Below are 24930 nucleotides of genomic sequence, written 5' to 3'. Positions count from 1 at the left end.
CTGTTCCCGGCCTTGAAGGACCCGCGCCATTGCTGACCTCATACGGCTGGAACGAGGCGCTTGAGCGCAACTTCGCCGCCTTCGCGCTGGAGGGCCTGACCCCAGCGCGGGTGGTCATTCAGCATCGCGCCCGGTTCGTGCTGATGGGCGAGGGGGGAGAGTTCTCCGCCGAGACCGCCGGCCGGTTCCTGCACAACGCCTCGACCACCGGGCTTCCGGTCGTCGGGGACTGGGTGGCGGTGGAGCGTCAGGCCGGAGACGGCGTCTCGACCATTCATGCTGTGCTGCCCCGGACCAGCCAGTTCGTCCGCAAGGCCGCCGGTGTGGTCGACAAGCCCCAGGTGGTGGCGGCGAACTTCGACGTGGTCCTGCTGACCACGGGGCTGGACACCGATTTCAACCTGCGCCGGATCGAGCGCTATCTGACGGCGGCCTGGGGCACCGGCGCCCAGCCGGTGGTGGTGCTGACCAAGGCCGATCTGGTGGACGACGTGGCCGAGAAGGTGGCCCAGGTGGAGGCCGTGGCGCTCGGCGCGCCAGTGCTGGCCCTGTCGGCGCCGACAGGGCAGGGCCTGGACGCGCTGAGGGCCTATCTGACGCCGGGGACCACGGCCGTGATGCTGGGCATGTCGGGGGTGGGCAAGTCGACCCTGGTCAACGCCCTGGCCGGGGAGGCTCGCCAGGCTGTGGGAGAGGTGCGCGCCACCGACGGCAGGGGCCGCCATACCACCACGCACCGGGAGCTGGTCCTGCTGCCTGCAGGCGCCCTGATCCTCGATACGCCCGGCATGCGCGAGCTCGGCCTGTGGGATCCGGGCGAGGCCAACGCCCAGACCTTCGAGGATATCGAGGCCCTGGCCCGCCAGTGCCGGTTCCGAGACTGCGGCCATGTGGCCGAGCCTGGCTGCGCGGTCCAGGCGGCGCTGAAGTCCGGCGAGCTCTTGGCCGAGCGGCTGGAAAGCTATCGCAAGCTGGGCCGAGAGGGCGCCTTCATCGAGCGCAAGGAAGATCCGGCCGCGGCCATCGCTCATCGCAAGCTGTGGGCCAACCGGGCCAAGACCGAGCGAAGGCGTCGGCGGGCCGAAGAGGAAGGCTGAGCGGTCCTCAGGCCGCCGCGGTTTCGATACCCAGGCGTTGGGCGCCTTCGGCCACGGTGACGATCTGCATTCCGCTCATCTGCGCCCGGTCGATGAGCCGCGCGAGTGCGTCTGGGGTGCAGCCCCAGGGCGACGGGTCAGAACGAACATCGTGGGTATAGAGGATCAGCCAGGCGTTGCGCGCCTGGGCTTTGGCCAGCCAATGCTCAGCGATGGCCTCGCCGTCCGGACCCTCAATACCGACAGCTGGAGCCTGGTTCAGGTCGGTTCCGGCCTCAATGACCCCATGATGCAGGGCCCGCAGGAGGCCGTAGCTGCGGCTGAGCGCCCCCTTGGGACCGGCGGCGACATCCCCATAGGGATAGGCGAAGTTGGTGATCGGGCCGGCGCCCCAGTCGGCGAGCGCCGCGCGATTGCGCGCGGCGTCAAGATCGGCGACGTCGCCTTCGGCCTGTCCGCAGTCCAGGTGGGAATAGGTATGGCAGGCGATCTCGTGACCGGCCTGCGCCAGACGGGCATAGTCTGCGGCCGGCGCGAAGCGCCCCATGGGGCCCTCGGTCCCGGCCAGACCCGCCGACACATAGAAGACGCCGCGAGCGCCCCGGGCCTCCAGCAGGCGCGCGCCGGCTTCCGTCGCCGTCAGGGGCGCGTCGTCAAAGGTGAAAGAGACCATGGGCGCGCCGGGCCCCCGGGCCAACGGGCGGCGGTGAGCCAATCGCACCAGTCGGCGGCGGAGCTTCCCCTTCAGGGTCCGGTCAGGCTGGTAGGCGTCGGCAGGGGACATCAGACGGCCTCGGCATAGAGGGCGGCGCGATAGAGACGCATGGCGAAGGCGCGGCTGCGCAGCGGCGCCAGGTCGTTCAGCGCAAACACCTTGATCAGTGGTCGCCAGAGCCCACGCAGGGGCACGCGGCGCAGGAGCTTCGCGGCGCGGTAGCTGGGATAGGCGCTGACCACCTCAGGATGGGCGGCTACCACCCGGGCGAAATTGGCGGCGGACTGTTCGTACTTGGCCGCGATCATCGGGGCTGGATCGAGACCCAGATGGGTGGCGGTATTGTCGATGTGCGTGATGGGCCAGCGGCGGGCGACCCGCATGCCCCACTCCACATCCTCCCAGCCCCAGCCGGCGAACCCCTCGTCGAAACCCTCGGCGGCGAAAACATCGCGGCGCACGAGGAGGTTGGAGGTGAAGACGTGCTTTTCCGGCGAGAGGCTGCGTTGCGCCGCGCTCAGGCAATCGCTGTGCGCGGCCATGGCCCGGTGCAGCGCCTGATCACGGCGCGGCTCGACCTGATCCAGGGAAAACCCGCCAAAGGCCACGGCGGGATCGTCGGTGGCGATGAGGCCCAGCCAGGCGCTGAGGAAGCCCGCGCTGTCAGGCGCCATATCGCTGTCGAGGAACAGGAAGTGGGGCGCCCGGGCGTGGCTGACCAGCCGGTTGCGGCCCTTGGCGCGACCCTCATTGAGACTGAGCGTGACGAGGCGGGCGGGCAGGGGCAGATCGGCCACAGCAGCCTGTACGGCGCGGCTCAAGGCGGGGTCGGCGGTGCCGTCGTCCAGCAGGACGATCTCGACGGCCGCAGCCTCCCGTCCCAGGGCTGCGAGCAGCGGGCAGGGGTCATCGCCCTTGAACGGGATCAGCACCGAGAGCCGGGGCTGGGCGCTGTCCCAGAGGGCGTTGCTAAACAGGGTTGCGCTCATGCCGGCCTCGCCTTCAGGTCACGGATCAGGGACAGGCCGCGGCTGCGCAGGGCGCCGGTGTCGAGGGCGAAGGTGATGGCCCCGAAGACCAGACCGCCAAGCCCCGCCTTCAGCAGCAGTTCGGCCCAGCCCCCGAGGGCTGGAACCCGGCTGACCACAAGGGCCATGACGGCGGTGGCCCCCAGGGTCTGGGCGAGGGGCAGCCAGGGGATGGGCAGGACCAGGCTGCGGGCGCCCAGGATCATCGAGGCCGCCAGTCCGAGCGCGTAGCTGGCCAGGGTCGACCAGAGGGCGCCGTCCAACCCGAAGCGGGGGATGAGGATCAGGTTCAGGACAAGGTTGGCCACCGCCGGGATCGCCATGGCGGCCAGCAGCAGCGAGGTGCGCTGGCCAAGCGTGAAGGCCTGATGGAAGTAATAGGTGGTCAGTCCCGCCAGGAGGCCGCTGAGCGCGATCCAGGGGGTGACGTGGGCTGCGCCCTCGGCCAGATCTCTCCCGACCATCAGCTGAGCCAAGGGGGCGGCCACCAGGGCCAGGCCCACGGCGGCCGGCACACAGAGCAGCAACATGAGGCTGGCCTGTTCCCGGGCGGCGCGGCCAAGCTCGCCGGGCCCGCCACGCTCCAGGGCTGCGATCAGGGCCGGCCCGCCAGCCGCCCCCAGCCAGATGAACAGGACGTCCAGGGTGCGGTTCGCGAGGCTGTAACCGGCGTGATAGACCCCGACGGCGGCCTCATCGAGGAAGGCGGCCAGCAGGAAGCGGTCGGTGGTCGACAGGACCAGGGCCAGGATCAGGGACAGGGCCACGGGCACGCCATAGCCGAGGTAGGACTTGACCCGGGGCGCCTCGAACCGCCCCTGCCGGCTATGGGCCAGCTCTGAGGGCAGGGTCCAGGCCATGCAGACCGCCGCGGCGACGCCGAAGCCGATGATGGGCGCTGCGCCGCCAAAGCCCTGCCATGCCAGGATCGCGCCAACCCCGAAACCGCCGAGGGTCTGGATGATGTCGATCGAGGCCGCGCCGGCCACCTCGCCCGCCGCCCGACGGCGTTCCTGGGCGAGCTTGGCGAAGGTGCGCGGCAGGACAGCCAGGACCCCGCAAACCACAGCGAGCTTCAGCCCTGGCGACATCGGGATGAGCAGGGCGGCGAGGAGGGCGATGGGCAGAATGATCAGCAGGGCCAGCCAGGTGCGATAGACGGTAGCTGCATGGTCGCCGCCGCGGCCCTTGTCGGCCTCGCCGACCCAGAACCGGGCCATGGCCGCCTCGTTCCAGGTGAAGATGGCGGTGTGCAGCAGGCTCATGACCGAGAAGCCCAGGGCGTAGTCGCCAAACTGGGAGGGCTCAAGCAGGCGGGTGAAGGTAACGATCGTCGCCAGGCCCACCAGGCCCTGAATGATGTTGACCGGCAGGTAGCCGACTACGCCGCGCCAGAACATCGGGCCCGCCTAGCGCACGGCCTGCCGATCCCCGAGAAGGCAGGGGATGGTCATGGCGATGATGTAGATGTCCAGCCAGGCGGACTGTCGCTCGATATACTCAATGTCCAGCTCGACACGGCGGCGGACGTCTTCCGGGGTGTCCACAGGCCCACGGGAGCCGTGAATGGCGGCCCAGCCGGTCATGCCGGGTTTCATGCGGTGGCGATGGGCGTACTCGGCCACCAGGCGCGCGGATTCCACATCGCCGGTCATCATGCCGATGGCGTGGGGCCGCGGTCCCACCAGGGACATCTCACCGCTCAGCACATTGAAGATCTGCGGAAGTTCATCGAGGCTGGTGCTGCGGATCAGCCGGCCCACCCGGGTGACGCGGTCATCACCAGCCTGCACCTGGCGGCGCGCATTGGCGTCAGCCACGTCATGGCGCATGGAGCGGAACTTCCAGACCACGATCTCTTCGTTGTTGAAGCCCTGGCGGCGCTGGGTGAACAGGATCGGTCCTGGGCTGTCGAGACGGATCGCCAGGGCGACCAGGGCCATGATCGGCAGGGCGACAATCAGGGCCAGGACCCCGACCGCCAGATCCAGGGCCCGCTTGACGATGGACCGGCCGAGATGGCGCGGCAGGCCAGAGACCCGCGCCAGGGGCAGGTCGCTGATCGGCGCTGTGTGGTGGGGCGAGATGGCGTCGGCCGGGACGAGTTCGTCCTCCAGCAGAAGACTGACCTCATTGGGCAGGGGACGCAGGGCGGCGATCACCTGTCGCACGCGCTCCTGAGCGCCGGTCGGCACCGCGACGACGACCCGGTCCACATAGGGCATGATGCGGTGGCTGAGCAGGGCCTGGGTGTCGCCGAGCACCGGCACCCCGCGCAGGGCCTCTGGCGTGCGGGCAAGGCGGTCATCGAACACGCCGAGAATATTGACCTCGCCAGACTTCAGCGCCTGGCTGATCAGCCGCTCGGCCGCCTTGGTGGCGCCGACAATCACCACATTGGGGGTCAGGCGACCCTCGGCGCGCCAGCGGCGGACGCGAAGCCACCACAGGGCGTGAAGGGCGTAGAGGCCGAGAAACGCCGCCACGGTCCAGACGGCAAGCTGGGCCAAGACGACGCCCAGGGGCAGGAAGGCGGCCAGCATCAGCACGGCGGCGCCCACGGCGAGCGCCACCGCCACGGAGGTCCTGGCGAGATGGTAGGACAGACCCTGCCGGGCCCTGAAGGCATAGAGGTCGAAAAGGCTCAGCGTCGCCATCACCGCCAGGGCGGGCGCGGCATAGACGCCGGCCTGTCCGCCGCCGACCACGAAGGCCGCCAGGGCGCAGAGGCTAAGCCACAGGCCGTCGATCCCCTGGAAGGCCCAGGCATAGGCCTGGCCATCCAATCGCTTGCGTGTGGGGCTCAGCCGCCCAGGCCGCATGGGCCCGCGCCGGTCACGGGCCGGGGCGACTTCCGCTGGCGGCAAGGCCTCATCGAAGCCTGAGGCGAAGTCGGAATCGTCCTGGGCCGGCGTCCACGTCTCCGAGGGCGGGGCGGATGGCGCCCCGTCATCACGTCGGGGAAGGCGAACGAGGTTGGACATTCTGCGCACGGGACCTTTGAGCTCCCGCCCATTATGGGCTGCGCCTCTGATCGACAGGTTAACCGCCGGCCTCGCCCTGTTTCCCATGCCGATGATTTTGAGCCGTTGCCCCCGGGCCACGGTTTCGGCTATGCAGTCCATCCTTCGAGACCGCCCGGGGATTCACCTTCCTGGCCGAGCGCGGAGGACGGGAGACAACCCGGTTCTAATCAATGGTGACGTGGCCGAGTGGCTGAAGGCAACGGTTTGCTAAATCGTCATACCTGAAAGGGTATCGAGGGTTCGAATCCCTCCGTCACCGCCACTTTTCAGACATTCCGAGGTCTTGACGTCGGGCCCACCGCGGCGCCCGTCAGGGCGCGCGCGGTGAGCGCAACATTGAGGGCTCTGCCCGTTAGTAGGGGTTTCCGCCGGGGATCCGAGCGCTGAGGGCTTCGAAGCGGCGATCGAGGTCGGCCTGTTCAGCGCTGGTCATGCCGCCCTGGCTGTACTGGGTCTCCAGCCGCGCGATCTCACTGAACTCAGCCCGCAGGCGCGCAGCCTGCCAAGTGCTGAGCGCACGGTTGCGCAGGCCTGCGCTGATACGAGCCTCGACCTGGGCCTGACGCTGGCTGATGCTCTCCCAGCCGTACTGATCGTACTGCCCCTGGTTGGGAATTCGCGCCCTGAGCGCCTCGAATCGCCGGTCGAGATCGTTCTGTTCGGCATTGGTGATTCCGCCCTGGCGATATTGGGTCTCCAGCCGCGCGATCGCCTGGAACTCCGCCCGCAACTGGGCGGCGTCGCGGACGGTCAGGGTGCGATCACGCAGAGCCGCGTCGATGCGAGCGTCAAATTCAGCCTGAGCTTGGCTCGTGCCCTGCCAGCCATACTGATCTGCCTGGGCAGAGCCTGGAATGCGCGCGTTGAGCGCGTCAAGGCGACGGTCCAGGTCGGCCTGCTCGGCGCCGGTCACGCCATTGGCGCGATACTGGGTCTCCAGGCGCGCGATCGACTGGAATTCGGCCCGCAGCCGGGCGGCGTCCTGCGAGGTGAGGGTGCGATCGCGCAACGCGGTGTCGATGCGCGCCTCGATCTCAGCCTGCCGCAGGGTGACGCTCTGCCAGCCATACGGATTGTCCTGGCGCTCAACGGGGAGGCGGGCGGCCAGGGCGCTGAACCGTCGGTCGAGATCGGCCTGCTCGGCGCTGGTCACGCCGCCCCGGCGGTACTGGGTCTCAAGGCGGATGATCGCTTGGAAATCTGAGCGCAGGCGCGCGGCGTCCTGGCTGCTCAGGCTGCGGTCGCGCTGACCGGCGTCAATGCGACTTTCCAGCCATGCCTGCCGGCTGACGATCGGAATCCATCGCCCATCGGCGCCATAACCCGAACCGGGTTGACCATAGGGCGGACCCGACCCGGGTTGGTCGAAGCCAGGCTGGCCCCAGACTGGATCGCCGCCGCCGGGGTTACCGGCGGTCTGATCGCCGTTGACGCCCAGGAGGGCTTGGGCGATCGCGCCGAGGACGCTCCCGGCGGTGGCGCCCTGAGTCGCGGGTTGATCGACATATCCCCCCGCATTGCCTGTGGCGCCCTGGCAGGCCAGCACCCCGCTGCGGTTCATCAGCTCGCTGCGGCATTGGGGATAATAGATGCTGCTCCAGCGATAGCGGCCCTGATCATCGCGACACTCGGCGGTGACATAGCCGGTCTGCATGGTCTGGATGTTCTGACAGGACCCGCCCAGACTGGCGGCCGGGGATCTGTACTGCGCCTGGGCGCCGGGAGCCGAGGCGGCGAACAGGCCCGCTGTCAGGGCGGCGAGGGTCAGTAAACGGGTCATTGGGGGTCTTTCACGCTAGGGCGGGTTGGGGCGTGGGGCCCTCCGACGAGGGCGCCGAGCGCTCGGCAGAGCGCCCAAGCTTCGCCCTGTGATGTCATGAACGCGCGCCCGACCGCTTCGTTGCGATCTCCCGTGGGGCATAGGCGCGCAATGAGGCATAGGCCCCGATGCGCTATGCAAGCCTGCCGTTCTGACCTCGGGAGTGGGTGGCTGAGGTTTTGGATATTTCCACGCCGCCGAGCCCCCCATGCTAGACTTGTGAAACCCGGGCGAGACTTCCTGGGCGATCGACGTTGCCCATCGCCACCGGTCTACCGGCTATGGATTGCGCACCGCGAGCCTCCGGCGAGCTGAAAGGACGGCTATGGCGGTCCATCACGACGCAATGCAGAGCCTGGGCCTGGCGATCGTCGCCTCCTCAACCTCGCCCCTGGTGCTGCTGGATGGGGACCTCATGGTCGTCGGCGCCAGCGCCACCTTCTTCCGCGCCTTCCAGATTAAACCGGCCGATGCGCCGGGACGGCCTCTGTTTCAGCTGGGGGGCGGGGAGTGGGACGTCCGCCAGCTTCGCTCCCTGCTTCTGGCCACAGCGTCCGGCGCCGCCGAGATCGACGCCTATGAAATGGACCTGGCCATCGGGCCGGGTGACCCGCGTCGGCTGGTCCTGAACGCCCAGAAGCTGACCTTCGGGGACGCCACGGCCGCCTACATCCTCCTGTCGGTGGTCGATGTCACAGATGCACGCCTGGCGGCCAAGCTGAAGGACGACCTGTTGCGGGAAAAGGCCATCCTGTTGCAGGAGCTGCAGCACCGGGTGGCCAACAGCCTGCAGATTATCGCCAGCGTCATCCTGCAGAGCGCGCGCCAGGTGTCCTCGGACGAGTCACGGCTTCATCTGACCGACGCCCATAATCGGGTGATGTCGGTGGCGGCCCTGCAGCAACAGCTTTCGGCGTCCCGCCTCGGCGCGGTCGAGCTGCGCGCCTATTTCCGCAAGCTGTGCGACAGCATCGGCGCCTCGATGATCCGCGACCACGATCAGCTGGTGCTGGAGGTCAAGGCCGATGACAGCACCAGTGAAGCCGATGTGTCGGTGAGCCTGGGGCTGATCGTCACCGAGTTGGTGATCAACTGCCTCAAACACGCCTTTCCCGGCGGGCGTCTCGGCAAGATTGAGGTTGGCTACGAGTCGAAGGGGCCGAACTGGATCCTTTCGGTGTCCGATGATGGAGTCGGTATGCCCAAGGACGTCGCCAGCGTCACGCCGGGGCTGGGCACCAGCATTGTCGAGGCCCTGGCCAACCAACTGGACGCGAACGTGCACGTGGCGAACGCCCATCCCGGTACGATCGTGTCGGTAGCCCATACCGAGGCCGTGCCCGGCCCGGCCTTGGTGGAGGCGGCGAACGAGACCTAGGCGCTGATACTCTGGCGCTCCAGACGTTGTCGCCCCTGCGTCACCCTCGCGGCGTTCCAGGTTGGGTTTGCGCGACCCTCGCCCCCCTGACATGCTCCCGGAAAAGTCAGGGGAAACGGCATGGGGTTCGATGCGATCGTCGTGGGCTCGGGCATCAGCGGCGGCTGGGCGGCCAAGGAGCTCTGCGAGCGAGGCCTGAAGGTCCTGATGCTGGAGCGCGGGCCGCACATCGAGCATGGCGCCGACTACAGCCACGACCTGGCCGCCCAGCTGCGCCGTCGCGAGGACCAGGTGCCGGCCGAGGAGCTGGAGCTGCACCATCCCTATTATCCCGGCGTCAGCTACGCCCTGTTCAACTCCAACCGGAAGTTCTGGGCCAGCGACCACGACCACCCCTATGAGACTGCGCCGGGCAAGCCCTATCGCTGGATCCGTGGCTATCACCTGGGCGGGCGCTCGATCACCTGGTGGCGGCAGTCCTATCGGCTGGCGCCGCAGGACTTCGAGTCCAACCTCAAGGATGGGCATGGGGTGGACTGGCCGATCCGCTATGAGGACCTGGCCCCCTGGTACGACCATGTGGAGGCCTTCGCCGGGGTGTCCGGCGACTATGACGAGATCGACCATCTGCCCGACGGCGACTTCCTGCCGCCCTATCCGATGAATGTGGTCGAGGAGGCGGCCAAGGGCGCCATCGAGGCGGCCTTCCCCGGGCGACGGATGATCATCGGGCGGGCCGCCCAGCTGTCGCGGGTGACCAAGATCCACCAGGACCTGGGACGGGGCCGCTGTGAGCAGCGGATGCGCTGCGTCCACGGCTGTCCGTTGGGGGGCTATTTCTCGACCCTGGCGGCGACGCTGCCAGCGGCGCAGAAGACCGGCAATCTGACGGTGATGACCGACACCATCGTGGCCGGGGTCGACTACGATCCCGCCGCGGGACGGGCGACGGGGGTGCGGACGGTGGACCGGGTGGGCAAGGCTGGCCGCACCTTTCAGGCGAAGATCATCTTCCTCAACGCCTCGACCATCGCCTCGGCGGCGATCCTGCTGAATTCGCGCTCTGAGGCCCATCCCCGGGGCCTGGCCAATGGCAGCGACCAGGTGGGGCGCAATCTGATGGACCATGTGAGCTGCGAGAGCATCACCGGCCGCTATCCGGGCTTTGAGGACGTGCATGATCCCGCCGACCGGCCCACCGGCGTCTACATTCCCCGCTACGCCCAGATCACCGAGGGCGAGAAGCCCTATCTGCGCGGCTTTGGCCTGCAGGGCGGGGCCGGGCGGACGCGGCGGATCGAGGCCCGGGCCATGGGTGGCGCCGAGCGTGAGGAGGCCGGCGGCGGCAAGCCCTGGTCCATGGCGCTGACGCCGTTCGGTGAGGTGCTTCCCTGTGCGGAGAACCGGGTGACCCTGTCGGCGTCGCGGACCGACCAGTGGGGCGTGCCGGTGCCGGTGATCGACGCCGCCCATGGTCGCAACGAGCAGGTGATGATGCGCGAGGCCGCCCGGGACGCCTATGAGATGCTCAAGGCCGCCGGCTGCGTGGACATCACGCCGTGGGAGGCCGCCGGCGAGAAGATCACCCCGCCCGGCGACCGTATCCACGAGATGGGAACCGCGCGGATGGGGCGGGACCCTGCGACCTCGGTGCTCAATGGGTGGAGCCAGGCCCATGAGGTTCCGAACCTGTTCATCACCGACGGGGCGGCCATGACCTCCTCGGCCTCGATGAACCCCTCGCTGACCTATATGGCGTTGAGCGCCCGGGCGGCGAACCGCGCCGCCGACCTGCTGCGCGATGGAGCCCTGTGACCATGGACATTGGCCTGCAACTCTACACCCTGCGTCGCGCCTTCCGGGATGACCCGCTGGACACCCTCGAGCGGGTGCGGGCGCTCGGCTATGACGAGGTGGAGCTGGCCGCGCCCCTGGACATGGACTTCTCCGCCTTGCGGGCGCGGATGGACGCCATCGGCCTGACCTGCCCCTCGGCCCATGTGGGGCTGGATGACCTGCGCCAGCGGCCGTCCGAGGTGTTGAAGATGGGTGAGTTGCTGGGCTGCCGGTACCTCGTCCTGCCCTTCCTGACGCCGGACCAGCGCCAGTGGGACGAGGTGATCCCCGCCCTTGATGGGCTGGCCCGCACGGTGGTCGCAGGCGGCTTCGGCTTCGCCTACCACAACCACGATTTCGAATTCGAGGGACCAGAGGGCCAGCGGCCCTATGACCGGATCCTGGCCGAGACCGATCCCGAACTGGTGGGTCTGGAGCTTGATCTCTATTGGACGCAGCAGGCCGGCGAGGACCCCCTGGCGATGCTGGCCAGGCTGAAGGGCCGGCTGAAGATGGTCCACCTCAAGGACATGGCGCAGGACGGCGACATCGCCGACGTGGGCGCGGGCGTCATGGACTATGGCGCCCTGTTGGAGGCGGCGAAGGCGGCCGGAGCTGAGCACTTCATCGTCGAGCATGACCGGCCGGCTGAGCCGTGGGACAGCGTGGCTGCGAGCCTCGCCCATCTGCGAACGCTGACCCAGGCGGCCTGAACCCTGAAGACCCGGATCAGCCGGGCGAGCTACGAGAGGCGGAGACCATGAAGACCATCAAGGGGCCAGGGCTGTTCCTGGCGCAATTCGCCAGCGATGAGGCGCCGTTCAACACCCTGCCAGGCATCGCTCGATGGGCGGCCGAGATGGGGTTCGTGGCCGTGCAGATCCCTACCTGGGACCGGCGACTGTTCGACCTGCAGCTGGCCGCCGAGAGCCAGACCTATTGCGACGACATGAAGGGGATGCTGGCCGACGCCGGGGTGGAGATCAGTGAGCTTTCGACCCACAGCCAGGGCCAGATGGTGGCGGTCCACCCGGCCTATGACCCCCTCTATGACAGCGGCGTCCCGCGAGAGGTGAGGGGGAACCCCGCCGCCCGCCAGGCCTGGGCGGAAAACCAGCTGATGCTGGCGGCCAAGGCCTCGCGACGGCTGGGCCTCAATGCGCACGTGACCTTCTCAGGCTCGCTGGCCTGGCCCTACATCTATCCCTATCCGCAGCGGCCGGCCGGACTGATCGAGACGGCTTTCGACGAGCTGGCGCGGCGCTGGCGGCCGATCCTGGACGCCTTTGACGAGGCGGGCGTCGATCTCTGCTACGAGATCCACCCTGGCGAGGATCTTTTCGACGGGGCGACCTTCGAGATGTTCCTGGAACGGGTGGACAATCATCCCCGCTGCAACATCCTCTACGATCCTAGTCACTTCCTGCTGCAACAGCTTGATTATCTTGCCTATATCGACATCTACCATGAGCGGATCAAGATGTTCCACGTCAAGGACGCGGAGTTCAATCCGACCGGCCGCCAGGGAGTCTATAGCGGCTACCAGCCCTGGATTGACCGGGCCGGGCGTTTCCGTTCGGTGGGCGATGGCCAGGTGGACTTCGTAGGCATCTTTTCCAAGCTCGCGGCCTATGACTTCGACGGCTGGGCGGTGCTGGAGTGGGAGTGCTGTCTGAAGCACTGGGAGGACGGCGCCCGGGAGGGCGCGGCCTTCATCGCCGATCACATCATTCGCGTCACGGACCGGGCCTTCGATGACTTCGTGGCCACCGATGTCGATCAGGCCGCCAACCGACGGCTGCTCGGGCTCGACCGTTGAGCCGCGCAGGCGTGCTGCGCCTGGGCATGGTCGGCGGCGGACCGGGGGCTTTTATCGGCGGCGTCCATCGCATGGCGGCCAGGCTGGATGGACGCTGGTCCCTGGTCGCGGGCGCCTTCTCGTCGGACCCTGCGGTCTCAGCTGAGTTCGGGGCGTCGCTCGGCCTGTCGCCTGAGCGCGCCTATGGCGACTGGGCCGAGATGGCGCGGGCCGAGGCCGGGCGCCAGGACGGCATCGATGCGGTGGCCGTGGTGACCCCGAACCACCTGCACGCCCAGATCTGCGCGGCCTTCCTGGCGGCGGGCGTGCCGGTCATCTGCGACAAGCCCCTGACCATCGACCTGACGAGCGCCAAGGCCCTGGCGGAGCAGGTCGCCGCAAGCGGGCTCCCCTTTGTCCTGACCCACAACTATTCCGGCTATCCCATGGTGCGCGAGGCCCGCGCCCTGGTGGCGGCCGGCCGGCTCGGGCCGCTCCGGGTGGTCCAGGTGGAGTACGCCCAGGACTGGCTCGCCCGGGCGCTTCCCGGCAACCGGCAGGCCGACTGGCGGGGCGACCCGGCGCGGGCGGGGCCCGGTGGTGCGCTGGGCGACATCGCCACCCACGCCTTTCACCTGACCCGGTTCGTCACCGGTCAGGCGGTCGCGGCCCTGAGCGCTGATCTCTCGACCTTCGTCCCTGGCCGCCGCGTCGACGACAATGTCCATGTCCAGCTGCGGTTTGAGGGCGGGGCCCGGGGCCAGCTCTGGGCCAGCCAGGTGGCCGTGGGCGCGGCCAACGGCCTGCGGCTGCGGGTGTTCGGCGAGGATGCGGGCCTGGAATGGTCGCAGGAGGAGCCGGACGTGCTGCGGTTTACCGCCCTCGGCGAGGCGCCGCGCAGTCTTCGTCGAGGCGGTCCTGGCCTGTCGGACGAGGCCCAGGCGGCCACCCGGCTGCCGGCCGGCCACCCGGAGGGCTACCTAGAAGGCTTCGCCCAAATCTATGCGGACGCGGCAGAGCTGGTCGCAGCCCATCATGAGACGCGCGCGCCGGACGCCCTGGCGCGCCTGGCGCCTGGGATTGATGACGGGGTGGAGGGCGTCGCCTTCATCGAGGCCGTCCTGAAGAGCCACGCCGCGGGCGGCGCCTGGACCGGGATTTCTGCATGACCGACTTTCGGCAATCCTTCGCCTGGTGGTCCTTTACCACTGGCCGGGAGGTGGACGGCCCGGCCTTCCTGGCGCAGATGGCGGCCGCCGGGGCGCAAGGGGTGGAGATGGCGCCTGAGAGCCTGTGGCCCGCAGCCCTGGACGCCGGCCTGGCGCTGGTGACGCTGACGGGGCATCAGCCCCTCGAGATCGGCTTCAATGATCGCGATAACCATCTGAAATTGCAGGATCAGGTGCGCAGATCGATCACACTTGCCAAGACCCACGGGGTGGAAAAGGTGATCGTCTTTTCGGGCGATCGCAAAGGCCGTTCCGACGCCGAGGGTATCGCTGCCACTGTCGAGGGCCTGGCGCCCCTGGCGGAGGAGGCCCAGGCGGCGGGCGTCATGCTGCTGCTGGAGCTGCTGAACTCCAAGGTCGATCACCCGGATCAGCAATGCGATCACACCGCCTGGGGCGCAGAGGTGGTCACCCAGGTGAACGCGCCGGCCCTGCGGCTGCTCTACGACGCCTATCATATGCAGTTGATGGAGGGGGACCTGCTGCGGACCATTCGCGCCCATCTCCCCCTGATCGGCCATATCCACACCGGCGGGGCGCCGGGACGGCGGGATCTGGATGACCGCCAGGAGGTGAACTGGCCCGCCATCGCCGGGCTGCTGCGTCATCTCGGCTATGAGGGCTGGATCGGCCATGAGTTCGTGCCCCGGGGCGACCCGGCCGAAGCGCTGCGACAGGCGGTCGGACACTTCGCGGCGCCAGCCCGATGAGTCTTGAAACGGCGTCGGCCCGTCCGGCCGCGGCTACGCTTAAGCCCCCCCGGCGGGTCAAGCTGGCCTACAGCCTCGGGGGCGCGGCCGACGCGGTGTTCACCACGGCGACCGGCTTCATCTTCTTCTACTATACCGCGGTCCTGGGGCTCTCTGGTTCGCTGGTCGGCGCGGCGCTGTTTGTGGGCCTCTGCGCTGACGCCGCGGTGGATCCGTTCATCGGCTCCTGGTCAGACAATCTGCAATCGCGGTTTGGCCGTCGGGCGCCGCTGATGTTCGCCGGCGCGCCCTTGACGGCCCTGGGGCTTGGCCTGTTGTTCAGTCCGCCAGAGGGCCTGCCGGAAATTCTGCTGTTCGCCTGGCTGACCGTCGCGTCGGTGGCCGTGCGAGCCTTCATCTCGGTTTTCTGGGTGCCGTTCCTGGCCTTGGGGGCGGAGATGGCCGACGGCTATGTGGAACGGTCCAGCATCGTGGCCTGGCGGGTCGTGGTGGGGATCATCACCAGTATTCTGATCACGGCCCTGGCCTATTCGGTGTTCTTCGCCGGGGAAGGCGGCCTGCAAAGCCCTGACCGGTATCCCGGTTTCGGCTGGTCAGTCGCGGCCCTGCTGCTGGTGGCCATGACGCTCTGCTGCCTCGGGGTCTATCGCTTCGCCGCGGGTCTGCCTCGGGTGAAGTCGGTGGATGTCTCCATGGCCCGCCGGCTGCCCGGAGAGGTCGCGGAGATCATGCGAAACCGCTCCTTCCGCATTCTCTTTTTCTCGGCTGTGATCTTCTACGCTGCGGTCGGCGCCAACGGCACGCTGAACACACACAGTCAGATCTTCGTATGGAAGCTGCGGCCGGAGATGATGCAGTTTGTCGGCTACGCCTATCTGGCGGGCATTCTGGCCGGCATCCCTGTCACCCCGCAACTGACGCGGCGACTTGAGAAACGCACCGTGGTCCTGGCGGGCCTCGGACTTGTGCTGGCGTCCTGGATCGTGCTGCCACTGATCTGGGTCAGTGGTCTCTATCGGCCGGAAGGGGCGGAGGCGACCATCGCCCTGGCCATTAACAGCGCCATGGCCGGGGTGGGGGTCGGATTTGCGATGATCGCCTATCCTTCCATGATGGCCGACGCCGCCGATGAGCACGAGTTCCTGTTCCACAGGCGTCGGGAAGGACTCTATTTCGCCGGCCTGGGGTTCGCCGCCAAGGCGGCGTCGGGGGTCGGGGTCCTTGCCGCGGGCCTCGCCCTCGACGCCCTGCGCTTCCCCCGTGACGCTGGGCGGGCGGTCGGGATCGAATTGCCCGCCGACGTCCTGACAAGGCTGCTGCTCGCCTGGGGCCCAGGTTCGGCGCTGGTGGCCCTGGTCGCGATGGCGCTGTTTGCCCCCTATGCGGTAGGGCGTCTGCGGCACGAGGCGATCACGGCTGAGATCCGCGAGCGGCGGCAGGCTGAGGGCGGGATTGCCGACACCTGAGCCGGCGGTTCAGACCCTGCTCAGCCGCCGCCTCCAGATCAGCACAGCCAGGACGATGACGACGGCGCCCGCAAGGAGTGGCTCGATCAGTCCGGGGGGAAGCAGGCTCACGCCTCGGGCGGCGAGATATCCAGGGGCCAGCATCACGGGGATCCAGACCAGCGCGCCGATCACATTGGCCGCCTGGAAGGGCAGGCGTCGCATTCTGAGCATGCCGGCCGCAAGCGGGACCAGCGAGCGGATCGGCCCGGTGAACCGCCCCAGAATCATGGTCGCGACCCCGGCCTTGCGGATAAACAGCCGGGCGCGGGCCAAGGCGCGACGGCGGGGCTTGAGCAGCCGATGACGGAGGGTGGACGGGCCCATCCAGCGGCCAAGTTCATAGGAGATGGCGTCGCCCAGCACCGCGCCCACGACGGCGTAGGCCAGAAGGGGGCCGGGCTCCAGGAGACCTGCGCCCAACATCGCCCCGATCATCAGGAGCAAAGGGGTGGAGGGCACGAAAAACCCCACAAAGGCCAAGCTCTCGGCGAACACCAGCAGGCCGATGACCAGACCAGCCTGCTCAGGATGGTCCTGCAAGAGGGCCGCGAGCCGTCCGGCGGGGCCGTCCACGGCGCGCCCTAGGGGCGCTTCACCGGGTCAGGAGACGGTTCGGCGGGAGCCCCCAGATCGTTGTCCGGCGCTGTGGGATGGCCAAGCTTCTTCACATAGGCCTTGTGCTCGCTGACCAGGGCGCTCGGTGCGGGGTGGGCTTCTTCAGCGCCCAGACCAAAGGCTTGGGCGCCTGGCTTTGTGTCGTCGCCGTTGTCGCGGAGGCGCGCGTCCGACGAAGCGGGGGGCTTGGGATGATCGGCCATGTTTACCTCCAGCGCAGGTGAGCAGTCCGCTTCAACCCCTTTGAACTGAATGTCGTTCCGCGGGATGGCCAGATGTTCAGAGGGTCGCCGCATCGCTCGCTGGCGCAGTTTCCCCCTCGCTGTCCAGCAGGCGCTGGAGCTTGATCCGGGCGCGATTGACCCGACTCTTGATGGTTCCGATGGCGCAGCCGCAGATCTCGGCGGCCTCTTCGTAGCTGAGGCCCGCCGCGCCGACGAGGATCAGAGCCTCTCTGTGCTCGTCGGGGAGTTGAGCCAGGGCGGACTGCAAATCCTGCATGGCGAGGCTCCAGTCCTGGCTCGGAGGACTGCGCAGCAGCTTGGCGTAGTCCCCATCCTCGTCGCGGACCTCCCGGCGGCGACGATTGAGCTGGGTGTAGTAGGTGTTGCGCAGGATGGTGAAGAGCCAGGCGCGCAGATTGGTCCCCGGCTCGAACCGGTCGCGATTGCTCCAGGCCTTGATGAGGGTGTCCTGCACCAAATCGTCGGCGTCAGCCCCATTGTGGCAAAGGGACCATGCGAAGGCGCGGAGGGCCGGGATCATGGCGACCACCGAATCTCGCCAGCTATTCAAACCGGTCATCGCGTCCTCGTGGCGACCACCGAGCAGCTCCTTGGCCTCGGTCAGACGTCCAACGTGGTGGCGCTTTTTCCGTTCCGGGTTGCGCCCGGCCCGGGGTGACCCGACTTTAGGAACATGAACCGCCAGCTTGGCGTTCATCATCAGCCTGCGCGACCATCGCGAGCGGGCAGGTCCAACCTCGGTCTGGGGCGGACCCATGCGGCAGGGGAGGGGGTGGAATGGCGCCTTCAGACGACGCAACCATAGTCCTTCGTCCGGCTGAAGCGACGGCGGGGGGGCTGCTCGAGCGCTATCTGGCCCTGCGGGCCCGGACCCAGCATCTGGTGCGCGACCTCTCGGCGGAGGACCAGTTGGCCCAGTCAATGCCGGATGCGAGTCCGGCCAAGTGGCACTTGGCGCACACCACCTGGTTCTTCGAGACCTTCCTGCTGGGACCCAACCTTGAGGGTTACCGGCCCTTTGATGAGCGCTTCGGCTATCTGTTCAATTCCTACTACGAGACGCTGGGGCCCCGTCAGCCCCGCCCGGAGCGGGGGTTGCTCACCCGTCCGTCGCTTGAGCGCGTGATGGCCTATCGGGCGCATGTGGACGAGGCCATGACCCGGCTTCTCCTGTCAGGCGCCGAGGGCTTGGGGGCGTTGTTTGACCTGGGAGTGGCCCATGAGGAGCAGCATCAGGAACTGATCCTCATGGACATCCTGCATCTGTTCGCCCAGTCGCCGCTCAAGCCAGTCTATGGTCGAGGCCATTCGCCGGCGCCGGGCGCAGCCCCGTCTGACCTGGCCTTCGTGGGCTATGCCGGCGGTCTTGTGGAGATCGGCCACGGCGGCGACGGGTTCGCCTTCGACAACGAAGGACCGCGGCACAAGGTCTTCCTGGCGCCATTCAGTCTGGCCGACCGGCTCGTGACGAATGGAGAGTGGCTCAGTTTCATGGCCGACGGCGGCTATGATCGGCCTGAGCTTTGGCTCTCAGACGGCTGGTCACAGGTGCAGAGCGAAGGTTGGCGAGCCCCCCTCTATTGGGAGCATGGGCCTGAGGGCTGGCAGGCCATGAGCCTGCATGGCCTGCGCCCGGTAGACCCGGCCACGCCGGTCAGCCACCTCAGTTATTTCGAGGCCGAGGCCTATGCGGCCTGGGCCGGCGCCCGGCTGCCCACTGAGGCCGAGTGGGAGCATGTGGCCGCTCAACTGCCGATCCGGGGCGTCTTTTTGGCCCGCGGGACCCCGGCTCCCGCCGCGGCCGAAGGGGGGACAAGCGCGCCGCGGCAAATGTTTGGCGACCTGTGGGAATGGACCCGAAGCGCCTACGCGCCCTATCCCGGCTTCGTCTCGGCGCCCGGGGCGGTGGGGGAGTACAACGGCAAGTTCATGAGCGGCCAGATGGTGCTGCGCGGCGGCGCCTGCGTCACACCCCCCGGCCACGTGCGGGCCACCTACCGGAACTTCTTCCACCCTCATCAACGTTGGATGTTCTCAGGCCTCAGGCTCGCCCGGGATGGCGCTGCGCCGGCGCCCCGGCGCAGCGCGTTCGAGGCTGACGTGGTGGCGGGTTTGTCCCGGCGTCAGAAATCCGTGCCCCCGAAGTACTTTTATGACGCCCCGGGCTCGGCCCTGTTCGAGGACATCTGCGGTCTGCCGGAATACTACCCAACCCGCACTGAGCTCGCCCTGCTGCGGGAAGTGGCGCCGCAGCTGACGACCCATGTTCCGGGCGGCGCCGCCCTGGTGGAGTTTGGCAGTGGCGCGAGCCTGAAGACCCGCGTGCTTCTGGACCATGCGCCGCAGATCGCGGTCTACACGCCCATAGACATCAGCCCCAGCGCCCTGGAGAGCGCCGTCGCCAGCCTGAGCGCCGACTATCCAGAACTTGAGCTCTCGCCGCTGGTGGAAGACTTCACGATCGCGCTGGATCTGCCGGGCGCCGCACAGAGGCGGCCGGCCTTCGGATTTTTCCCAGGCTCGACCATCGGAAATCTTCTGCCGGAAGAGGCTGTGGAATTTCTGGCCAACGCCCGCCATCTGCTGGGCCCCGGCGCACGCTTTCTGGTCGGCGCGGACTTGGTGAAGGCGGCCGACGTCCTCGTCGCCGCCTATGACGATGCGCAAGGGGTGACCGCAGCGTTCAACCTCAATCTGCTGACGCGGATGAACCGCGAACTGGGCGCCGACTTCGACCTGAGCGGATTTGCCCATCGCGCGGTGTGGAATGAACCGAAGTCACGGATCGAGATGCATCTGGTGGCGGTGCGCGATCAAAGCGTGACGGTGGCGGGACGCCGGTTCGACTTCGCCGAGGGCGAAACCATCCACACGGAAAACTCGCATAAATTTACGCCGGAGGCTCTGTCGACCCTGGCGGCTCAGGCAGGCTGGCGACTTGAGGCGCAGTGGATCAGCCCGGCGCCCGAGTTCGGGCTTTTCCTGCTGGTCAATTAGCCGTCCCTTCCGGTGGGGCGGAGCCACGTCCAAAGCGAAATCTGAACCGGCGGGATCAGATTTCGCTCAAGACGTTCGCCATTTGCGGCCATCAACCGCCGTGGTTCAAGGACCTAGGACTCCGGGATTTAAGACTCCGGGGTATCGTCAGCCTCGCGACGCCCCCCGCCGCGGGAAGCTTCACCGCCCTTACGGCCGGCGGACGCGGCCAGATCACGATCCTTGGCGAAACTGCGCTTCTCGCCAGGAACGCTGGCGCCGCCCTTGCGCGCGATTTCGCGGCGCCGCTCAGGATTCATAGCGGCGAAGCCACGACGGGCGCGGGGGGGATCTTGGTCGGCAATGCTCATGGGGTCACTCCTAATAGGCGGCGTTGGCGCCCTGGCGACCCTCCCGATCCGGAGGGGCCGATAAGGCTCCGCTCTAGCAACCCGCGAGCCTCACCAGGAGTTGCGTCCCCGAATCTCTGAATTTTCGCAGCGGCTTACTCTCGCTGCAGCAGGCGGGCGCGACCCCCCAGGGTCACGCGGGCAGCAGCACCCGGGCGGTCAGACCGCCGCCGGGACGGTTGGTCATGGTGACGTCTCCCCCGTGGCTGCGGGCGATGGACCGGACCACGGCCAGGCCAAGGCCGATCCCCCCGGTGCCGCGACTGCGGGAGGGCTCCCGACGATAGAAGGGCTCGAAGATCCGCTCCATTTCGTCCTCTGGGATGCCTGGTCCCTCGTCCTCGATCTCGATGACCACGGCGCGACCCTCGATGATCACCCGGGCCCGGGCCCGGTCGCCGAACTTCACGGCGTTCTCGACCAGGTTGGTGACCAGACGACGCAGGGCGATGGGGTCGCCCTCGATGACCACCTTCTCGGCCCGCTCAACCTCGATCGCCGCGCCGGTCTCGGCCATTTCATCGCAGACGCTCTCCACGAGGGAGGCGAGCTCAAGTCGGGTGCGCTGGCCGGGTTTGGTGGCGTCGCGAACAAAACCCAGGGTGGCGGCGACCATGGCTTCCATCTGGTCGATGTCGGCCGCCATCTTGCCGCGCTGGTCCTCCGGCGCGTTTTCGATCCGGAATCGCAGGCGGGTCAGAGGCGTCCGGAGGTCGTGAGCAATGGCGCCCACCATGGCGGTGCGATCCTGGACGTAGCGGCGCAGGCGCTCCTGCATCTGGTTGAAGGCGCGCACGGCCACCGAAATCTCAGCCGAGCCATGGATCGCAAGGGGCGGCGCTTCGGGGTCGCGGCCCAGGCGCTCTGCAGCCTCGGCGAACAGGCGGAAGGGCTTGGACAGCCGTCTGGCGAACATCCAGGCGATGGGCGCCATGACAAGCGCCGAGAGCAGGAACCAGAGCAGCACCCGCTGCTGCCAGACATTGAGGCCGAGGCCGCGCTCCGGGCGCACCACGGCCCACTGGCCGTCGGGGCGTTTCATGGCGATCTCGAATGGCGCCACCAGGAACCGGTCTTCCTGGCCCTCGCCGCCAGCCCGCTCCATGCGGTCCCGGACGATTCGAAACACCCGTCGATCGGAGATAGGCAGACGATAGGTCTTGGCGATGACCAGACTGCTCTTGGCCACGCCCAGGTCCTTGGCGAGCTGGTCACGGGCCCAGATCATGCTCTCGGCGGTGGACTGGCCATCCGGCGGCGTATTGGTCAGCTCATATTGCAGGTCTCGCCGCTCGATCAGATCGCCGGGGTGACCCTGCAGGGCGGCGGCGATTTCGGAGAAGCGATAAAAGTCCGGCACCGGGGGGGGCAGGTTGAACAGCAGGAAGACGCTGATCGCCTGGGCGGTGATCAGGCTGACGCCGACCAGCATCAGCACCTGGACAAAGAGAGAGGCGGTGGCGCGCCGGTCGCGCGTTCCGCTCACGGGCGCTTCACCTTGGGGGTGAACATGTAGCCCTCATTGCGGATGGTGCGGATCAGGTCATGGCCGCCGCCATCGTCCAGCTTGCGGCGCAGGCGGCTGATCTGCACGTCTATGGCCCGGTCAAAAGCGTCGGAATCCCGTCCCCGGGCGAAGTCCAGCAGTTGGTCGCGGGTGAGCACGCGCTGGGGGCGCTCGACAAAGGCGCGCAGCAGGGAGAACTCGCCGCTCGACAGGTTGACCACCACCCCCTGGGGCGAGCGGAGCTCCCGACGAACCAGGTCGAGGCGCCAGCCGGCGAATTCGCAGGCCGCGCCAAGGTCCTCGCCGCCGCCATGCCTTGTCTGTTCGGCCCGGCGCAGAACGGCGCGGATGCGGGCCAGCAGCTCCCGCGGATTGCAGGGCTTGGAAAGATAGTCATCGGCGCCCAGTTCCAGGCCGACGATCCGGTCGGTGTCCTCGCCCATGGCCGAGAGCATGATGATCGGCGGGGCCTCGCCGACCGCCAGCCTGCGACAGATCGCCAGGCCGTCTTCCCCAGGCAGCATGACGTCGAGCACGATCAGGTCGACCGCATCACGTTCCAGCGCCTGCTCCATCTCCCGGGCGTCGCCGGCCGTAGTCACCGCATAGCCGTGGCGGCCCAGGAAATCGGAGACCACGTCCCGGATGCCGGGATCGTCGTCGACCATCAGAATGCGGGCCGTGGGGCCGGGCGCTTCGGTGGGGGGCGTCTGCATGCGGGCCATTCTTGGGCTCCCGGGTAACCGTCAGATTTCATGCCTGAAAAGGCGCCTGCGAGATATCAGCGCGCCAGGACCTGGTCGGCGACAAAGGGATTGCTGCGCCGCTCGGCGCCAAAACTCGACATCGGTCCGTGTCCGCAGACAAAGCGGACATCATCCCCCAGCGGCCAGAGCTTGCCGGTGATGGCGTCTATCAGGTCCTGGTGGTCGCCTCGGGGAAAATCGGTGCGACCGATGGAGCCCTGGAACAGGACGTCGCCCACCTGGGCGAAGCGGGCCTGGCGATGAAAGAAGATCACATGCCCCGGCGTGTGGCCCGGGCAGTGATAGACCTCGAACTCGGTCTCGCCGAGGCTCACCACATCTCCATTCTCCAGCCACCGGTCGGGGGTGAAGGATCGGGCCTCCGGCATTCCCCATCTGGCGCCGTCACCGTCCATCTGCTCGATCCAGAAGGCGTCGTCCCGATGGGGGCCTTCAATGGGGACGCCGGTGGCGGCTTTCAGCGCAGCGGTCCCCCCGGCATGGTCGAGATGGCCATGGGTGATCCAGATTTTCTCCAGGGTCAGGTCGTTGTCGCTCAGGGCCTGGAGCAGGCGGGGGACCTCGCCGCCGGGATCGATAATGGCGGCCTTCTTCGTCTTGACGCACCAGACAATGGTGCAGTTCTGCGCCAGGGGGGTGACCGGCGCGATCAGGGCCCGGATGGGCGGATCTTGGGCTTGCGACATGGCGGGACCTTATCGGCGCAGGGCTTTCTCGCAAGGGGACGCGGTCCCTAGGCCGGGTGCTTGATTGTTCGCGCAACGCTGGCCAAGGATAGGGTTTCGGCGTCGGGGTGACGCCTTTTCCCCGGGGCAGAAACGTCATGGTCGCCAGCATCGCCGCTCCTGGTCAGGCCCATTGGTCATCCAAGGCCGCCTTCATCCTGGCTGCGGTGGGCTCGGCCGTCGGCCTTGGGAACCTGTGGCGGTTTCCGTCGGAGGCCGGCGCCAATGGCGGCGGGGCCTTCGTCCTGATCTACATCCTGTGCGTGGCTCTGATCGGGGCGCCGCTGCTGCTGGCCGAGACTCTGATAGGGCGGCATGGCCAGCGCTCCACGGTGGGCAGCACCAAACTTCTCGCTCGGCAGTCCAACGCCAGCAGCGGCTGGGCGGCGCTGGCGGTGATCGGCATGATCGCCAACTATCTGATCCTGACCTTCTACAGCGTCGTCGCCGGCTGGGTGCTCTACTTCATCTGGACCTCTGGCGGCGACGTGGCGCGGACCATCGCCGCGGGCCAGCCTTTCGCGGGGGCCTATTCGAACCTCACCGTGGACCAGGTGCGCCAGCAGATGCCGGACCTGTTCTCCGATCCGGTGAAGATGAGCATCGCCCACTTCCTGTTTGCGGCGGCGACGACCTTCGTCGTCGCCCGCGGGGTCAAGGGGGGGATCGAGGTGGCGGCCACATGGCTGATGCCCGCCTTCTTCGTCCTGTTGCTGGGCATCACCATCTATGCCGGGATCAGCGGAGACTTCGCCGCCGCTGTAGCCTTCCTGTTCACGCCGGATTTCGAACGCGCCCTGCAGCCCCAGGTGTTGAACTCGGCGCTCGGCCAGGCCTTTTTCTCCCTCAGCCTCGGGGGCGGGGCGATGATCGCCTATGGCGCCTACGCCTCGCGCGACACCAATCTTGGCCAGACCTCGGGCATTATCTCCGCCGCTGACACAGGGGTGGCGATTATCGCGGGTCTCGCCATCTTCCCGATCGTCTTCAGTGTCGGGCTGACGCCGGACGCCGGGCCGACCCTGATGTTCCAGACCCTGCCGGCGGCCTTTCACAGCATGCCGGGCGGAGCCCTGGTTGCGCTGGCCTTCTTCGTCCTGGCCCTGTTCGCGGCCCTGACCTCGTCGGTCTCCCTGCTGGAGATTTCCACGGCCTATCTGGTGGAGCGGTTCAAAATGAGCCGGACGCTGGCCGCCTGTCTGCTGGGCGGCAGCTTCTTCCTGATCGGCATGGTCTCGGTGCTGTCGTTCAATGTCTGGGCCGATCATCGGCCGCTGGCCTTTGTGCCGGGCTTCACCAACGCCAACTGGTTCGATGTCTTCGATGGGGTGACTGGCCGCATTCTGTTGCCCCTCTCGGGGCTGATTACCGCGGTGTTCATCGGCTGGATCGCCGACCGCAAGCTGGTGGACGAGGAGACCGGCCTGCAGAGTGGCCCCCTTCTGCCGCTCTGGCGGTTCCTGGTGGCCTGGCTGTGCCCGATCGCGGTCTTCCTGATCCTGCTGTTTGGCCTCTTCCCGCAGCTGATCAGCTAGGGAGCG

Annotated in this window: 22 protein-coding genes and 1 tRNA gene; 11 read left to right on the top strand and 12 right to left on the bottom strand. The window is 67.9% G+C overall.

Going from position 1 to position 24930, the window contains the following annotated elements; translation table 11 throughout:
- Window positions 1-29 precede the first annotated feature (29 nt).
- Window positions 30-1097, top strand: a complete 1068-nt coding sequence (gene rsgA / locus Q8K84_RS07425; RefSeq protein WP_305281976.1) for a ribosome small subunit-dependent GTPase A — start codon at window positions 30-32, stop codon at window positions 1095-1097.
- 7 nt (window positions 1098-1104) lie between these two features.
- On the opposite strand, the gene Q8K84_RS07420 is transcribed toward rsgA, so the two are convergent.
- The 4 genes from Q8K84_RS07420 to Q8K84_RS07405 are packed head-to-tail and all read right to left on the bottom strand — an operon-like array spanning window position 1105 to window position 5824.
- Complete coding sequence (locus tag Q8K84_RS07420; protein ID WP_305281975.1) at window positions 1105-1881, bottom strand: polysaccharide deacetylase family protein; 777 nt, start codon at window positions 1879-1881, stop codon at window positions 1105-1107.
- The gene (locus Q8K84_RS07415; RefSeq protein ID WP_305281974.1) at window positions 1881-2801 is read right to left on the bottom strand and encodes a glycosyltransferase family 2 protein; all 921 of its coding nucleotides are present in this window, start codon (window positions 2799-2801) and stop codon (window positions 1881-1883) included. The genes Q8K84_RS07420 and Q8K84_RS07415 overlap by 1 nt, the downstream gene beginning before the upstream one ends.
- Entirely contained in the window at window positions 2798-4240 is a 1443-nt protein-coding gene (locus Q8K84_RS07410; RefSeq protein WP_305281973.1) for a lipopolysaccharide biosynthesis protein, read from the bottom strand. Before Q8K84_RS07410 ends, Q8K84_RS07415 begins: the two co-directional genes overlap by 4 nt.
- Before the next feature lie 9 nt (window positions 4241-4249).
- Window positions 4250-5824, bottom strand: a complete 1575-nt coding sequence (locus tag Q8K84_RS07405) for an exopolysaccharide biosynthesis polyprenyl glycosylphosphotransferase (RefSeq protein WP_305282068.1) — start codon at window positions 5822-5824, stop codon at window positions 4250-4252.
- 214 nt (window positions 5825-6038) lie between these two features.
- Between Q8K84_RS07405 and Q8K84_RS07400 the strand changes: the two genes are divergently transcribed.
- Window positions 6039-6128 (top strand) — tRNA-Ser (locus Q8K84_RS07400).
- A 90-nt stretch (window positions 6129-6218) separates the two neighbouring features.
- Here Q8K84_RS07400 and Q8K84_RS07395 read toward each other — a convergent pair.
- The gene (locus Q8K84_RS07395) at window positions 6219-7646 is read right to left on the bottom strand and encodes a hypothetical protein (RefSeq protein ID WP_305281972.1); all 1428 of its coding nucleotides are present in this window, start codon (window positions 7644-7646) and stop codon (window positions 6219-6221) included.
- Between the two features lie 364 nt (window positions 7647-8010).
- Here Q8K84_RS07395 and Q8K84_RS07390 point away from each other — a divergent pair, with 364 nt between their 5' ends.
- The 7 genes from Q8K84_RS07390 to Q8K84_RS07360 all read left to right on the top strand — a co-directional run bounded on the left by Q8K84_RS07390 (window position 8011) and on the right by Q8K84_RS07360 (window position 16102).
- On the top strand, window positions 8011-9063 hold the full coding sequence (locus Q8K84_RS07390) for a sensor histidine kinase (RefSeq protein ID WP_305281971.1): 1053 nt from the start codon (window positions 8011-8013) through the stop codon (window positions 9061-9063).
- Window positions 9064-9183: 120 nt separating this feature from the next.
- Window positions 9184-10878: a GMC oxidoreductase gene (locus Q8K84_RS07385; RefSeq protein WP_305281970.1), complete on the top strand. Its 1695-nt coding sequence runs from the start codon at window positions 9184-9186 to the stop codon at window positions 10876-10878.
- Between the two features lie 2 nt (window positions 10879-10880).
- Entirely contained in the window at window positions 10881-11612 is a 732-nt protein-coding gene (locus tag Q8K84_RS07380; protein ID WP_305281969.1) for a sugar phosphate isomerase/epimerase, read from the top strand.
- 47 nt (window positions 11613-11659) lie between these two features.
- The gene (locus tag Q8K84_RS07375) at window positions 11660-12718 is read left to right on the top strand and encodes a sugar phosphate isomerase/epimerase (RefSeq protein WP_305281968.1); all 1059 of its coding nucleotides are present in this window, start codon (window positions 11660-11662) and stop codon (window positions 12716-12718) included.
- The gene (locus Q8K84_RS07370; protein WP_305281967.1) at window positions 12715-13866 is read left to right on the top strand and encodes a Gfo/Idh/MocA family protein; all 1152 of its coding nucleotides are present in this window, start codon (window positions 12715-12717) and stop codon (window positions 13864-13866) included. Before Q8K84_RS07375 ends, Q8K84_RS07370 begins: the two co-directional genes overlap by 4 nt.
- The gene (locus tag Q8K84_RS07365; RefSeq protein WP_305281966.1) at window positions 13863-14636 is read left to right on the top strand and encodes a TIM barrel protein; all 774 of its coding nucleotides are present in this window, start codon (window positions 13863-13865) and stop codon (window positions 14634-14636) included. Before Q8K84_RS07370 ends, Q8K84_RS07365 begins: the two co-directional genes overlap by 4 nt.
- Window positions 14633-16102 (top strand): MFS transporter, encoded by a 1470-nt coding sequence (locus Q8K84_RS07360; protein ID WP_305281965.1) that lies wholly within the window; start codon window positions 14633-14635, stop codon window positions 16100-16102. The genes Q8K84_RS07365 and Q8K84_RS07360 overlap by 4 nt, the downstream gene beginning before the upstream one ends.
- Before the next feature lie 9 nt (window positions 16103-16111).
- Here the strand turns inward: Q8K84_RS07360 and Q8K84_RS07355 are convergent, their stop codons facing one another.
- The 3 genes from Q8K84_RS07355 to Q8K84_RS07345 all read right to left on the bottom strand — a co-directional run bounded on the left by Q8K84_RS07355 (window position 16112) and on the right by Q8K84_RS07345 (window position 17563).
- Entirely contained in the window at window positions 16112-16717 is a 606-nt protein-coding gene (locus Q8K84_RS07355; RefSeq protein WP_305281964.1) for a DedA family protein, read from the bottom strand.
- Between the two features lie 8 nt (window positions 16718-16725).
- Window positions 16726-16962, bottom strand: a complete 237-nt coding sequence (locus Q8K84_RS07350) for a hypothetical protein (protein WP_305281963.1) — start codon at window positions 16960-16962, stop codon at window positions 16726-16728.
- A 76-nt stretch (window positions 16963-17038) separates the two neighbouring features.
- Window positions 17039-17563, bottom strand: coding sequence for a sigma-70 family RNA polymerase sigma factor (locus tag Q8K84_RS07345; protein WP_305281962.1), 525 nt, complete (start codon window positions 17561-17563; stop codon window positions 17039-17041).
- A gap of 218 nt (window positions 17564-17781) precedes the next feature.
- Between Q8K84_RS07345 and egtB the strand changes: the two genes are divergently transcribed.
- A complete protein-coding gene (gene egtB / locus Q8K84_RS07340) occupies window positions 17782-20001 on the top strand; it encodes an ergothioneine biosynthesis protein EgtB (protein ID WP_305281961.1) in 2220 nt (739 codons plus the stop codon).
- A gap of 128 nt (window positions 20002-20129) precedes the next feature.
- On the opposite strand, the gene Q8K84_RS07335 is transcribed toward egtB, so the two are convergent.
- The 4 genes from Q8K84_RS07335 to Q8K84_RS07320 all read right to left on the bottom strand — a co-directional run bounded on the left by Q8K84_RS07335 (window position 20130) and on the right by Q8K84_RS07320 (window position 23350).
- The gene (locus Q8K84_RS07335; RefSeq protein ID WP_305281960.1) at window positions 20130-20351 is read right to left on the bottom strand and encodes a general stress protein; all 222 of its coding nucleotides are present in this window, start codon (window positions 20349-20351) and stop codon (window positions 20130-20132) included.
- Between the two features lie 172 nt (window positions 20352-20523).
- Complete coding sequence (locus Q8K84_RS07330; RefSeq protein WP_370867850.1) at window positions 20524-21876, bottom strand: ATP-binding protein; 1353 nt, start codon at window positions 21874-21876, stop codon at window positions 20524-20526.
- Window positions 21873-22622: a response regulator gene (locus Q8K84_RS07325; RefSeq protein ID WP_305281959.1), complete on the bottom strand. Its 750-nt coding sequence runs from the start codon at window positions 22620-22622 to the stop codon at window positions 21873-21875. Before Q8K84_RS07325 ends, Q8K84_RS07330 begins: the two co-directional genes overlap by 4 nt.
- A gap of 56 nt (window positions 22623-22678) precedes the next feature.
- Window positions 22679-23350 carry an MBL fold metallo-hydrolase gene (locus Q8K84_RS07320; protein WP_305281958.1) on the bottom strand — a complete coding sequence of 224 codons (672 nt, stop codon included), beginning with the start codon at window positions 23348-23350 and terminating at the stop codon, window positions 22679-22681.
- A 137-nt stretch (window positions 23351-23487) separates the two neighbouring features.
- Here Q8K84_RS07320 and Q8K84_RS07315 point away from each other — a divergent pair, with 137 nt between their 5' ends.
- The gene (locus Q8K84_RS07315) at window positions 23488-24924 is read left to right on the top strand and encodes a sodium-dependent transporter (RefSeq protein ID WP_305281957.1); all 1437 of its coding nucleotides are present in this window, start codon (window positions 23488-23490) and stop codon (window positions 24922-24924) included.
- Window positions 24925-24930: the final 6 nt, after the last annotated feature.

Source organism: Phenylobacterium sp. (assembly GCF_030679875.1).
GTDB lineage: Bacteria > Pseudomonadota > Alphaproteobacteria > Caulobacterales > Caulobacteraceae > Phenylobacterium.
Note: the sequence above shows the minus strand (reverse complement) of the source record. Positions and strands in the feature narration are given on the sequence as shown.